The sequence below is a fragment of the Tumebacillus amylolyticus genome (genome assembly GCF_016722965.1).
Classification (GTDB): Bacteria; Bacillota; Bacilli; order Tumebacillales; family Tumebacillaceae; genus Tumebacillus; species Tumebacillus amylolyticus.
Genome location: NZ_JAEQNB010000001.1, coordinates 290453 through 304066, shown reverse-complemented (window position 1 = coordinate 304066; position 13614 = coordinate 290453). Strand labels below are relative to the sequence as shown.

The 13614-nt window shown below is 52.7% G+C and carries 6 protein-coding genes; 1 reads left to right on the top strand and 5 read right to left on the bottom strand.

The genetic code is table 11. The annotated features are described in order from the left end of the window. Positions 1-108 precede the first annotated feature (108 nt). From JJB07_RS01480 to JJB07_RS01465, 4 genes are all read right to left on the bottom strand, one after another. Positions 109-1263 (bottom strand): hypothetical protein, encoded by a 1155-nt coding sequence (locus JJB07_RS01480; protein ID WP_201630520.1) that lies wholly within the window; start codon positions 1261-1263, stop codon positions 109-111. Further along, positions 1263-2561, bottom strand: a complete 1299-nt coding sequence (locus JJB07_RS01475) for a hypothetical protein (protein ID WP_201630518.1) — start codon at positions 2559-2561, stop codon at positions 1263-1265. Before JJB07_RS01475 ends, JJB07_RS01480 begins: the two co-directional genes overlap by 1 nt. A 121-nt stretch (positions 2562-2682) precedes the next feature. Then, complete coding sequence (locus JJB07_RS01470) at positions 2683-5076, bottom strand: bifunctional diguanylate cyclase/phosphodiesterase (protein ID WP_201630516.1); 2394 nt, start codon at positions 5074-5076, stop codon at positions 2683-2685. 33 nt (positions 5077-5109) lie between these two features. Then, complete coding sequence (locus JJB07_RS01465) at positions 5110-6084, bottom strand: 5-oxoprolinase subunit C family protein (RefSeq protein ID WP_201630514.1); 975 nt, start codon at positions 6082-6084, stop codon at positions 5110-5112. A gap of 308 nt (positions 6085-6392) precedes the next feature. Here JJB07_RS01465 and JJB07_RS01460 point away from each other — a divergent pair, with 308 nt between their 5' ends. Continuing rightward, positions 6393-6806, top strand: coding sequence for a hypothetical protein (locus tag JJB07_RS01460; protein ID WP_201630512.1), 414 nt, complete (start codon positions 6393-6395; stop codon positions 6804-6806). Between the two features lie 37 nt (positions 6807-6843). On the opposite strand, the gene JJB07_RS01455 is transcribed toward JJB07_RS01460, so the two are convergent. Continuing rightward, positions 6844-13554 carry an S-layer homology domain-containing protein gene (locus JJB07_RS01455; RefSeq protein WP_201630510.1) on the bottom strand — a complete coding sequence of 2237 codons (6711 nt, stop codon included), beginning with the start codon at positions 13552-13554 and terminating at the stop codon, positions 6844-6846. Between the last annotated feature and the right edge of the window lie 60 nt (positions 13555-13614).

The following is a 13614-nucleotide window of genomic DNA, read 5'->3' as shown; positions in this document are numbered from 1 at the left end:
TTTTACTAACGAGTTGGATTGGTAGAAATTAGACGCTTTCAGTATATGATGTCAGGCCTTGTTCTGTCAATATTTTTTCAAAATCCTCAGCTATTTTGCGCTTTTTACTCAAGGGGCCACCAAGGCCCTCATATAATCTAAAATCTCCTCCTCGAGTTCAAAAAAGCAAAGTATGAATGCGAGAATTTGAGGAGTGAGCACAACAATTTTATATTTGCCAGTCATGTTATACCAATTAATTAGTTCATCCCAGCATGTTATATGATCTGTTGAGGTGATGATTAATGCTCTACGAGGGTCTGTAGGATCATGTGCTATATGATGTTCAATTTTCTCCAAGACTCCATTATTTATCTCTGTTGTCGAATATCGCTTTGCATCAATAATGACACTTTTATCAAAGAGGATATCTAGGTAGCTGTTCATTTGTATTAAACGATAGTCGGTTCTACCGGCTCCTCCAACTTGAACTTGTATTGTACTGTATGCTGGATGGTTTGATACAACATATTGAAACTCAACAAATTTTCTATGACTTCCTCTAATTTTGCTTATAACAAAATCCGTAAACGGCCCCTCATATGTTTGCCATGTGATCTTTTTGGCCAATTCTGTTAAACTACTTCGCACTTGATTGCGTTTTTCCATTAATGCATTGACCTGACTACTATTAGGTAAGTATTTTAAGTCACTTCTAAGTGTTACGTCATCTGCTTCCAAGCATTCCTGAACGCTATACTTTTTACAATAGTGAACAGATGTATTTATTGTAGACTCCCCATCAATATCCACACAGAAAAATTTCTCACCAACCATAATTTGTTGAATTGCAACCCCAATATCTAAGTTTATACAATTGAACACCAACACTCCTGTTATATCATCACCAATTAATGTATATACACCATTTCCTAATTCGTTATATTCTCTAATTACTCCGCTAGCAATTATTTTGTCACAGCAATCTTGCATTATCTTTCGATAATTTATTTTTGTGATCTCGAACTCACTCTGAGGCGAATCTAAAAACAGTTCAAGATCCTCCCCGCAATTGCGACAACTTAGTACTTCTGTACCTGCGGAAATATAATTTATGGTATTACAACCTTTTCTGCTTTCACCTAATCCAAATCTTTTTACGTCTATACAATTGATAAACTGTCTTTCTGTAACAGTGGCGTATTTATGTTGAACTAGAAACCCTGCATGTCCCTGTAATTGATCAGGCTGTATCTTCTTCCCTACAACTATTGATGATGACATTAATTTTCAACCTCACCTTCATTAACCATCACACCATAATCCGCTAACAACTGCTTTATATTACGTATTCTAGTTAGCCCGCCACGACCATAAAACTCAATTGATTTAGCAGTTGTGCCCGCAATCCCCTTAAATTTGAGTTGATAAATATTGTTCCCACTACTGGTGTTGTACTCGAATTTGATGTAAATAATTTCATCTATATCGCTAAAAAGCCTAAAACCATTGTTTCTATGAGCCAAAGCATTTAGTGACTGTTGCATTGTGACAAGCTCCGAAACCCTTTTTATTGTAAACTCAGGATTGCCGGGAATATTCTGTGGAACTACCCTAAGTTCAATAATTGACAGCGATGGAATATCTCCTGCCATTAAGTTCTGGATAAACGAAACAAGTCGTGTCTTACTTGTATGCTTACTAGATTGTACATAGTAATGTACTGTAGATGAATTCATTAAACCCAGTATTCTATTAGCAAACTCGTTTGCCATTTCGAAAAAGCTTCGGATTTTTACAGTTTTCGCTCGTTCGTCAAAACGCAATACTGTCCATTCTGCAGATGTGTCAATAACCATTTCATCTACTTTTCTAATTGAAGAACGTTTATCTTGACGAAGGATGAAAATAATTATCTCTCCTTCGCTTTGCAAGATACCCCTGCACTTGCTAACGTAATCGGATTCCGCACTAGTCTCTACTTCAGATAGTACCGCATCAACGGCCTCCACTGAAGGTAAATGAAGAGAAATACCAGTCTCAAGGCTAGCTTCTAGCTCTTGTTTCTCTACAAAATCATCAACATTTCGCAAGTCAACCGCTAATGCAAATTCTACATAGCTAAATTTATGGGCTTTGTTCAGGTGAAGGATGTTTTTGAAATGATCTAAATAATCCCCGCCCATTAATAAACAGGATACAAACTCTTGAGATTTCTTTGTTTGGTCTTCGATAAAGCTGAAATGTGCGTTAGATAGTTGCGATTCTATGTACTGTTTTTTTACTTGTCCTTGCTTATATCCCATGAAAGCGTATATTTTCAAGCAAGTCAGCACGGTTTCAATGGCTTCTGAATTTCTATTAGAAATTGCTGTTAATGTCTCTTCTCCAATAAACTCGTCAATAATCCTTTTTACATTTATAGGAAGCTCCTCGAATGACGCTCGTATTTTTTCATCAGTGTTATTTATGTTAATTATGTGCTCTACATCTACTTCTAATTCGTGTTTCCATTGCTCGTCGTTAATTCGCTTGCAAACTTGAATATTTTGTATAATCGAGGAAACAAGAACACGACTCACCCACAACACCCCTCATTTTTGAATATTAGTAAAGGTTTTCCCCCTTACATAACAGATCTTATTCTACCACAAAACTCAATTGATACATAATCTTGTATATAAAAAGAAAAACGAAAGGGCTCTATACAGAGGCACTTTCGTTTTTTAACAGTAAATATTCAAAGTCTTGTGCAGGGATAGGACGGCTGTAGAGGAACCCTTGGGCGAAGTCGCAACCGGCTTCTTGCAAGAACGCTTGTTGGTCCGGCGTCTCCACCCCTTCGGCGACCGATTCGAGGCCGAGGTTGTGCGCGAGGGCGAGCACGACTTTGGCGATGACGCCGTCGATGCGGTCTCCGGTGCGGACGATCGACGAGACGAAGGATTGGTCGATTTTTAATGTAGAGATCGGGAAGCGTTGCAGGTAGGAAAGCGACGAATAGCCAATCCCGAAATCGTCGATGGCGATGGCGATGTCCATCTCGCGCAGTCGATGCAGGGTGTCGATGACGTTTTCGGTGTTCTGCATGAGGATGCTTTCCGTCAATTCGAGTTCGAGGTACTGCGGGTGCAGGCCCGTTTTTTCTAAAATGTCCTCGACGGTTTCCACCAAGTTCGGTTGGTGGACTTGGTGGGCAGAGAGGTTGACGGCCACTCGCAGAGGCGGCAGGCCGAGGTCTTGCCAGCGCTTGGTGTCCGCGCAGGCGGTGCGCAACACCCACTCGCCAATCGACCCGATCAGCCCCGTGTCTTCGGCGATGGGGATGAATTTCGCAGGCGAGATCATGCCCCAGATGCTGTGGTTCCAGCGCAAGAGGGCTTCCATGCCGACGATGTGTCCGGAGATGAGGTCGATTTTCGGCTGGTAGTAGACGAGAAATTCCTCTCGTTCCAACGCACGGCGCAAGTGGTTTTCCAGCACGAGCCGTTCTTCGGCTTCGGTGTTCATCGCCGGGGTGTGCAATTGGCAGATGTTGCGGCCGAGTTCTTTGGCGCGGTGCATCGCCATGTCGGCGTTTTTGATCAGCTCTTCCACGCCCAGTCCGTCGCTTGGGTAGAACGAGATGCCGATCGACGCCGTCAGGAACAGTTCATGCCCGTCGATCAAAAAGGGAATGTTCAGTGATTTCAAAACCTCATGCACGACACTCAGCACGTCTTGCATGTGTTCGACGTTCGGCATCGCCAGCAGGAATTCATCGCCTCCGATGCGTGAGACGGTGTCGCTGTCCGAGACATACTCGTTGATTCGCTGGGCCACTTCGCACAGCAAGCGGTCTCCGATGCTGTGTCCCAGTGAGTCGTTGATCGCCTTGAAGCGGTCGAGGTTGAGAAACGCAACGGCGACCCGCGTATGCGAGCGGTCGGCGTGTGCGATCATCTGCCCGATGCGGTCAGCCAAGAGCGTGCGATTGGGCAAGCCGGTCAGCGGGTCGTGGAGCGCTTGGTATTCAATCTGTTCACGAGCGTTGCGGATCGTTTGGAACATTTCATTGAAGCGTTTGGAGAGTTGCCCGATCTCGTTCTTGGAAGCCTTCAAGGCGAGGTCCGACTCGTAATCGCCGCGTGCGACTTGGTCGACGGCGTCGTAGAGCGTGCGGATCGGTTTGATAATCTGCAACGCCAGCAGGGCCGTGACGAGCGCCAGCGGGACGAGCACGATCAGACTGAGAAGTTGCAGCGTGTTGCGAAACGAGAAAAACGAATCGAGCGATGCGGCATCGGGAACTTGGGCGACGACGCCCCAACCGACTTCGGGCACGAAGGCGAACGACGCGTCCATGAGAATGCCCTTGGTGTTCGTGACTTTTCGATACCCGGCGTCTTGGTGCTTCAAGACTTCTTGCACGACTTCATTTTGCGAGATGTCTTCGCCGATGCGGTAGTGATCGGGGTGCGAGATCAAATGCCCGTTGCGGTCAAAAATGTACACATACCCGCCCGCGCCGAGGTCGATTTTTTGAAACAGGTTGGAGAGCAGTTTGTTGTCGCTCAACCGCAAGGCGAGGTTGATGCAATACATCGGGTGTTCGTTCTCGTCCAAGATCGGGATGGAGATCACGAGCACGGGGCGTCCGGTGTTGGTCCAATTGACGTCGCTGAGGTAGGCGGATGAATTCCCCATTGCCTTGACCACATATTCGCGGTCGCCGATGTACTCGCCCACCGTGTCCGAGAGATCGGCCGGCGTGGACGCGATGACGATGCCGTCCTCGTCTGAGATCGTCGCGTTGTCGATCAGGGCCGAGGTTTTGACGAGGTCTACCAACTCGGATTGCATGACCGCCGGGTCGTGGGAGGCAAATTCCTTGTCTCCTTGGACATAGGTCGTCAATTCATGAAGATAGTCCACCACATTTCCCACCTGCTCTTTGAGCCGGTTGGCGCTGGTGTCGGTGATCTCTTGGAATTTTCCACGGGAGATGTCCGGCAGCGTCACGCGCGAGATGGCGAACATGGAAGTCAACAGAACGCAGATGATTGCGAGGTTGAGCAAATAAATTCGCCAGAAAATACTCGACTTCCACAAGTTCATCTCGACATCTCCTTTCTGCCGGAATCGGTTGGTTTAACGACTTTGCAGAGACAAAATCGTGTTTTTGAGAATGCGCAGTCCCATCTGACGCAGGTACGCCAGTTCTTGGGCTTCGTTGGGTGACACTTCATGGAATTTGATTCGCTCGCCCGGACGAACTTGTGAGAGGACTGGGAAGTCAACGGGAATAACGCGGGCGATGTGAGGGGTGGGGTCCGATTGAGCGGACATCTGGATGAAAGGAGTGCGGTCCTCCCGCACGGAGATGGCCCCGACTTGAGCCGGGTTTGGGCTGACGGTGTTCGATGTGGCAATCGTGGGTTCCTCTACTCGAAGCGAGACTCCGTCCAGTCGATAGCTCAAACGGTTGGTCTCCGGCTTCATCTGAAACGGGCTGGCAAACACCCGCTCGCGGGAACCGGTTGAGAATTGCTCGTAGGAGTCGCTTCGCAACACGCGGATGCGACGCTTGGCGTTGTAGGACGGCATGACTTCGTGGGAGACGAACCAGTCGGTCGTCGCAAACGTCTCGTGGCGAGCTGCGTCGCGCAACCGATTGAACTGCTTCGCGGCAGACTCCGGCAACTCGCCGAACTTCAAGATGTCCCCCTCTCGAAGCGGTCGTCCGAGATGCAGCAAGTCGGACTTGCGGCGTTCCGGCGCACTCTCGACATCGAATCCGCCTGCGACGGCGAGGTAGGAACGAAACCCGTTTTTGGCATCGGTGAATTTCAGCGTACTGCCTGCGTGCACGTAGACAGGTCGCCAGTTCGGGATCAGTTTGCCGTCCACCGACGGGGCGAGGTCTCCTCCGCAGATGGCGATCAACGCCTCGCGTTCGAAGTGAATCTCCGGGCCGAGCAACGTGATCTCAAGCGCCGCTTCCCCTTCTCCGTTGCCCACCAACAAATTGGACGCATACAGCGCAAACGTATCAATGGCACCGCCGGCTTCACACGCTTCTTGCAGGGTCGAGAACAACCCCCTGCTGAGGATCTTTAGGCTCATAGATGGCCCCTCCGTCTATTTGTAATTAAATTAACTATAGAAAATCCGTAAATTCTATTACACTTACAGGATAACAAAAAAAGAACCCGTCCGCTATGGATCGGGTTCTTTTTTTCACGTAGAAGTTCTTCGCGACATCCAAGTCGTTCAAGTCGTTGCCTGCGATCACGACGATGCGGTTCAGGTCAGCAAGCAAGGAACTCGCGACCAATCAGTCGAACTACTGGGTAAGCAACGCGCATGGCGATGTCACCAGCATTTCCAGTTACCACCAGACGTACATGAATTTGAAGAGGAGGGACATTCACATGATTCGATATACTGCAGGTGTCAGTGTTGCGCTCGTCGTGATGGTTGGACTCGGTCTTTGGACAGATATTCAACTCTTGCACAAGGACATTGACTGGTTGTACAGCGGAATACTTGGGGCAATTTTTCTGTATCTCCCCTTTCTACTCGCGCTAACCTTGGTAACCGCGATGTTTCGAATTGTCCCTCGGTTGTCGACAGCGAAAAAACCAATGTATGGTTTTGCTGCACTATTCCTAGTCTCTCTCCTCGGCCTTACGATCACGGGCGATGCGAAATGGGGATTTGTAGAGTCGTTTCTCGCAGGTACATTTTTTTACTACCTCGTGATGAGCCTTACTCGCAGGCGATCTCATTATCTACTTGCCTGCACAACACCGATTGCGTTCCTCTTGGTGTTCGTATTGAGATAAAAAAGGGCCCAACCGCCTATGCGGTTGGGTCCTTTTTTTAGTTCTCAAGCAGTTTGGAGATGACTTGTGCGCTTTCGGCGCGGGTGGTTTTGCCTTGCGGGAGGAAGCGGTTGTTCTCTTCTCCTGCGAGGAAGCCCAGTTTCACAGCTCCTTGGATCGACGCTTTCGCCCAGGGGCTGATGGTGCCTGCGTCGGTGAAGGTCAGGTCGAGGAGGCCGTTGGCCTTGTTGCCGGACTTCACTTCGTAGGCGCGCATGAGCATGGAGGCCATCTCTTCGCGGGTGATCCCTTCGTTCGGTGCAAACTCCGATGCGGTGCGTCCGAAGACGAGGCCCGCTTCGTTGGCGGCCGCAACCGAAGTTGCGTACCAGTCGCTTGCGTTGACGTCGGTGAAGGTTGCCGCTTTCGACGCTTTCAGGTCCAACGTGCGAACGAGCAGCGCGGCGAACTCGGCGCGGGTGATGCTGCGTTCCGGTTCGAAGGAGTCGTCGCTCGTACCCGAGATCACGTGCTTGGCGGTCAATTCTTGGATGACGCCCGCCGCCCAGTGATCGGTGGAGAGGTCTGCGAAGTGCTTGTTAAATTCAAGCACTGCGTATTTGGAGAAGTGGTGAATCTCGACGGTCATCGTGCCGTCCGCGTTCAGCTTGCCGCCGACGAATTCGAGTTTGCCGTCGTCGGCGAGGTAGTAGACGCCGATCAGCTTTTTGTTCGCGTTGTCGCTGACTTTGAACGTCAGGAGCAGCGGTTGGTCAAATTGGCTGAGCGAAGTCGTTTCCTGACCGTCTGCTCCTACGAGCGCGAGGTGGAAGTCATAGACGTCCGAGGCCGCTGTGAGGCTCGCTTTGCCCTTGGTGCCGGCTTGGGTGAGCAGGTCTTGTTTCGCTTGCTCTTCAAGCGGTTGGAATTGCAGGGAAATTTGCTGACCTGCCGTGGTTCCGCCTTGCTTGAGGAGTTGGTTCAGGGTGCTCGTCGGAACGTCGAGGGACAGGTTGCCCTGTTTGAGTTCCAGGTTTTTGGTGCCCAGCAAGTCTACGGTGTTGGTCGGCAGCAGGACTTTCGTTTTGCCTTCGACGTCCACGGAGACTTTTTTGTCAGAGGAGGCGCCGGAGTTCAGCGCATCCTGAAGGGTTTGCGTGGTGACGGTTTTGGTTTTGTCATCCGGCTTGCCATTGCTGTTTTCGTTTCCAGTACTGCTCGCATTGTTAACGTTAACAGAAGCAGAAGCGGTTTTGTTGCCGTCCTTGGTGGTGACGGTGATGACAGCGTGGCCCGGATGAACCGCAGTGATCGTTCCCTCTGCGTTGACCGTCGCGACGTTCGTGTCACTGGAACTCCACGTAACATCCTTGACCGTTGCATTGGCCGGGAGAACGGTTGCCGCCAGTTTGAACGGGGCGCTTCTCATCGACAGTTTGATATTGGTCGCATTGAGAGTTACTCCGGTAACCGGTACGGTCGGGTCGGGGTCCGGGGTGTTGCCATCGCGTGTGATGTCCAAATCAAGAGACTTGGTCGCTTGGCTTGCGCGGCCCTTGTCGGTGTACCACGGGAGGTTCAGCGTTTCCGCACTCGGTTCGATGTGCACTGTGAAGTGATTCTGGCCTTCAGCAAGCGGAATGTTCTCGACGAGCACGTTGCCCGCTGCATCCATTTGGCTTGCTTGGATGGGTTGCCCGTTGATTGTGAAGTTCACGCCGTACGGAACGTTTGCTTTGAGCGTGAAGTGATCGTCGGACGTCGTGTACGCGATGTTGTCGCCGTACGAGATGCGCGGCATCGTGACGATCATCGGCATGTCGACCCAGCGCAGAACGTAGTCGTCTACCACCATCTGGTTGCCGCCTTGGTTCTTGATCGTCAATTTCATGTTGGTGTCGGTGGACGAGTACGCGTAGTTACTCGGGTCGGTCGTGTCGTTCGATTTGCGATCATGCGACGTCAGAGCTTCCGTCGACCAAGAACCGCGCGTGTACTTGTACTGAATCGACTTGCCCGCCATCATCTTGAAACTGTACTCGACTACATCGCGAGAGGTGGCCCCGCTCGGGACGGTGAGTTTGTAGCCCGATGCGTTCCAACCGTTGAGGTCGCCCGCCATGTAAATGTCGTCCTTGACCGGCGTGTAGTTCGGCAAGTGGACACGCACTTTGACATCGACCATAACCAGCGTCGGAGTGACCGATTGTTCGGCGGAGTATGCACGGTTGTAAGAAGCGTCAACGGCGGCGACTTTGTAGGTGTACGCCGTGTCGTTGCTGACGGTGTAGTCCACGTAAGACGTGGCCGTCTTGGGTTGGACGGCGACCAATTGGAAATCGGTGCCCGTAGACTTGCGGTAGATTTCGAACTGGTACACGTCCGAATCGCTTTCCATCCAGTTCAGTTGGGCTTGGTTGGATTCGACGTTGATTCCCGCCAGCACCGGAGCTGCCGGAGGAGTTGTGTCGTTCGGATCGGCGTAGACGTCGACGTAGGTCTGCGCAGATTCGGTCCACGTGTCTCCGTTGTCGGTGGAGACTTTCGCGAAGTAGTAGTGCGCGCCTTGCTGAGTCGGTTCAAACTGTGCCCAGTAGACTTTTTGCCCATCGTTGGTATCGGACTTGTAGCGCAGTTTGGTGTCCATCGCCAGTGCCTTGCTCGTGCCTTCCTTATAGTAGAAGAGGCGTGCGAGCAGGTTCGGTGCATCCTTGCCTGCCAGTGCTGCATCGTCGGTCAGGCCCGGAATGTTCAAAGTCACTTGGATTTCCGAAGTCATGTTGCCTGCACCCAGCGTCACCGGAGTGGACTGTTGGGTGATCTCCACGCTTTGGATCGGGAACGACGGAGTTGCAGATGCGTAGTCGCTGAGCGCACTCTCGCCGTTGTCCGTTTTGGCGGTGACGGTGTAGTAGTATTTCTTGCCGTTTTGCACGTTGACGTCCGACCACGTGGTGTCGGTCACACTGCCCACGAATTGCAAGGTGCCGCCTTCAATCGGAGCGCGGTAGACGTTGTAGCCGGTTGCTTCTGCCACAGCATCCCATGTCAGCGTCACTCGGATGTTGCCGCCGACGGCCGCGACGTTTTTCACTGGCTCCACTGCGACGAGGTCTTGAGCGGACGTCATCATCATCCCGCTCAGACCTTTGACGGTGAGCGAAAGTTTGCCGCCGACGACCGTTCCTTGAACGGAACTGCCGAGTTGGTCTTGCAAAGTCAGACCGTCCGGCAGGAATCCGGCGACGTTTGCGTCAATACTCGCGTCGTTCGCGCCGCGGTTGATCACGACGAGACCTGCTTTGGTGTCGGTTTTGCGCGCATAGGCGATGACATCGCCTTGTTGATACGCAACTTTCAAGTCGCCCGTGCGGAACGCTTCGTTGCTGTCGCGCAGGTTGGCCGCTTTTTGATACGTTGCAAACAAATCTGCATAACGATCTCCACCTGCGAACGTACCGTTGCTTTCCGTTACGCGGGTCCACGGGAACGAACGGCGGGAGTCCGGGTCTTTGGTACCCGTCAAGCCCACTTCATCGCCGTAGTTGATCGTCGGAGCGCCCGGATAGCCCATTTGGAAAATTGCCGTGAGCGCTTGTTTCTTGATCGCCATGTCGGTTGCGTCCGGTGCGATGGCGAGGTGTTCTTCTTCCCAATCCGGTCGGTCGTACTTGGTGATCGAACGGATGGTGTCGTGCGAATCGACGAGGTTGAGCATGACTTTCCATGCTTCTGCCGGGTAGTCTTCGCGAATCGATTCCAGAGCGTCGTTGAATTGTTGCGCGTTGCCGGAGATGATGAAGCTTTGCAACGCTCCACGGAAGCGGTAGTTCATGACCGAGTCAAATTGGTCTCCGAGCAGGAAGCGAGTTGCCACGCCCCACTCTTCGCCGAGGATGATCGGGTCGTCGATACTTTGACCGTTGGCATCTTGCAGACCGCCGGTCGATTTCACCGCTTTGCGGAATTGTTGCCACGTTCCGGCGGAGACGTCCGGTGCGACGTCGAGACGCCAGCCGCGTGCGCCGAGGTATTCCCAACGCTGCGAGTTTGCGTATTGCATCAGCGCACTCGATTGGTCGGTGGAGAGGCCCGTCAAGTCGTGACCGATGACGTTGTCGCGGTAGCCTTGAACGTTCCATTCGTGTTGACCCGGCAGGCCTTCGGTATCGCCCTGCGCCGGTTCGGTTGCGTCGATGGTCGGCAGGGAATCGTAGCCCCACCAGCCTTCGTACTTGTAGTGGCCGTCGACTTTTTCATTCGACACGGTGAACCACGTGGTGAAGTCGAAGTCTTCCGGATACTTGTAGTTCTGGCCGGTCAGCGGGTTGATCTGTGCGGTGAAGGAGTCGATGACTTCTTGCATGGCGTTTGCCTGCGGGGTGCCCGCGTTGACTTTGTCATAGACTTTCGCCCAGAACTCATACGCGCCGATCTCCGGGTATTTGGAGTAGCGGTCGAAGTAGATCGAGTCGTCGCCCACGTGGTTGAACACGCCGTCGACGATCAGTTTGATGCCTTGTGCGCGTGCTTGCTTCGCGAATTCGGTGAAAACGCGGTCGGACGCCACGCGTGTTTTTTCATAATCCAATCCCGAAGTCGGGTCGCCCGGCGTGTTGTAAACCGGCTCGCCGAACATCGGATCGAGGTGTTTGTAGTCGGTCGCGTCGTACTTGTGGTTCGAAGACGCCCATGCGACCGGGTTGAAATAAATGACGGTGACGCCCAGCGACTTCAAGTAGTTGAGCTTCTGCTGTGCCCCTTGAATGTCGCCGCCGTAGAATTCGTTCGTCCAGAGGCCGTCCGTCTTGGCATCCGGGAAGTACGGCTTCTGCTCAGGCGTGGTGCGGTCCGGGCTCTCCGGCACGTCCGACCAGTTGCCCCATACTTGATTCGGGGTCGGGTCGTTCGCTACGCCGCCGTCGAAGTATTGGTACGGATAACCGCCCTTGGACGTTTGCGTGACGCCGTCAACCGGAGCGCCGCCACGATACCCGTCTACCGTTTTCGCACGGTTGTTGTCCGGGTTGCCGTCAAAGAAACGGTCCGGGAAAATCTGATAGACCACCGCGTTTTTCATCCAATCCGGAGTTTTGAAGTCCGCTTTGTACACGGTGAGGTCAAAAGGAATCGCGCCGTCGTCGGCAGCGACGCCTGCACCGCCGCGCGTGGTGTCGTCGCCGTACTCGACTTTGGTCGGGCCGTCGATGAGGATGAACTTGTAGCCCCACACGCCGATGCCTTGGAAGGTCGATTTCGGGATCGTGACTTCCCAGTAGTCGGTGTTGTCAAACGAAGTGGCTTTGTGCATGTCGAACGCCGAAGCAAGACCGGTTGCAGAGGTCAATTCGGCACGAACGACTTGTGCGTCGCCCGCTTCGGTCGCGATGCGCAGGGTCAGGTCTTCCATGCCTTCCTTGATCGCGCCGAACGGTTTTTTGTACGTTACCGAGCGAGAATCGAATTGAATCTTGTCCCGGTGGATCATGCCGTCCGATTTGCCGTCGGCCGGTTTGTAATCGGTTACGAGGGTTTGGTCGGCAAGCGTCGTGGAGAACGTCACATCAGCCGGATCGAGCGTTTGCAACACGAAGTTGGCGCCATTCGCTCCGTAGTTGTTCGCGCCCCAGTTGTCGCCTTGCACGACTTTCATTTCATACTTGCCCGCCGGAAGCGAGCGTTGCAACTTGTAGAGCGAGCCGTCGAAGTTGTAGTCGACGAAAAACTGCTTTGCTTGGTCCGGGCTCCATGCCGGTTCGCCAAACACCGTCTGGATGTCGCCGACCAGACGCGGCCAATCGGTCGCGCTCAGTTGCGGGGTGTACTGCGCAATGCCTGCGATGTTCGGCAGGTTGGTGCGCACTTGGTTCAACGCTTCGTTGACGTAGAAGTTGACCTTCGTCGTCTCGGTGAGGTCGAACGAGAAGTTGTTGCCGTTGTCGGAGTAGCCGTCCCACGATCCGCTGCGCACGACTTTGAATTCGTAGTGGCCCGCGTCAAGCACCGTGGAATACTCATAGAAGTCACCGACGAGATGCTTCAATTGAGTGTCGGTGGAGGCGTTGTTCCAGCCTTGGAAGGAACCCACGACCACCCATTTAGACTTGCCGCCCGGTTGGTCAGCCAAAGGGTCGGCTTGCACGGTCGGAGTCGGCGGTGTGCCGACGGTGATCTTGGAGTTGCCGTTGGAAACGGCGGTGTTGATCGGGTCGAGGAACCAGAGATCGGACAGTCCGTCCGCCGACGCGATGAATTTGTACGTATAATCACCGTCTGCAAGCGCGTCGCTGACGTACTCATACGTCCCCGTCCCCGGAGTGTTCGTCAGATCGTGGTGCGTGTTGAACGCGTTGTCAAACGAGCCCGCCACAGAAAAATGCGGCGTGTAGCTCAGATGCAAGTCGCCGTTCGCGTCCGACGTCGCCGTCAGATTCGAACCGTCCAGATAATTGCCGTTAACGAGGAATTTGTAGCCGTAGTCCGTGCTCGGCGTCTGTCCGGTCACATCGGCGGTATACGTACCGTCGCTGTCTCCATCGGTCAGCGCCACTGCGGGATCGGACCAGCCGTTAAAATCCCCCTTGGCTTCCACGACGACCGACGTTTTCGGCAAAACGAAATGAATTGTGCTGCCGTCCACATACGTGCCGTTCGTGGTTGCCCCTGCCATTGCAGGCCACAGCGAACCTCCAACCGCTTGCACGACCAGTAAAACTGCCGTGATCAGCGACCAGATGCGCGCTTGCTTCCTGCGCAGAAAAAGCTTCATGCGTGAACCCCCTTTGCTTGTCACTTGCTCTGATTGAAAGCGTTTGCATCTCAATGTGGA

Coding starts and splice junctions, on each gene's coding strand:
- JJB07_RS01460 (WP_201630512.1), top strand. CDS start 6,393: ATGATTCGATATACTGCAGGTGTCAGTGTTGCGCTCGTCGTGATGGTT.
- JJB07_RS01465 (WP_201630514.1), bottom strand. CDS start 6,084: ATGAGCCTAAAGATCCTCAGCAGGGGGTTGTTCTCGACCCTGCAAGAA.
- JJB07_RS01470 (WP_201630516.1), bottom strand. CDS start 5,076: ATGAACTTGTGGAAGTCGAGTATTTTCTGGCGAATTTATTTGCTCAAC.
- JJB07_RS01455 (WP_201630510.1), bottom strand. CDS start 13,554: ATGAAGCTTTTTCTGCGCAGGAAGCAAGCGCGCATCTGGTCGCTGATC.
- JJB07_RS01480 (WP_201630520.1), bottom strand. CDS start 1,263: ATGTCATCATCAATAGTTGTAGGGAAGAAGATACAGCCTGATCAATTA.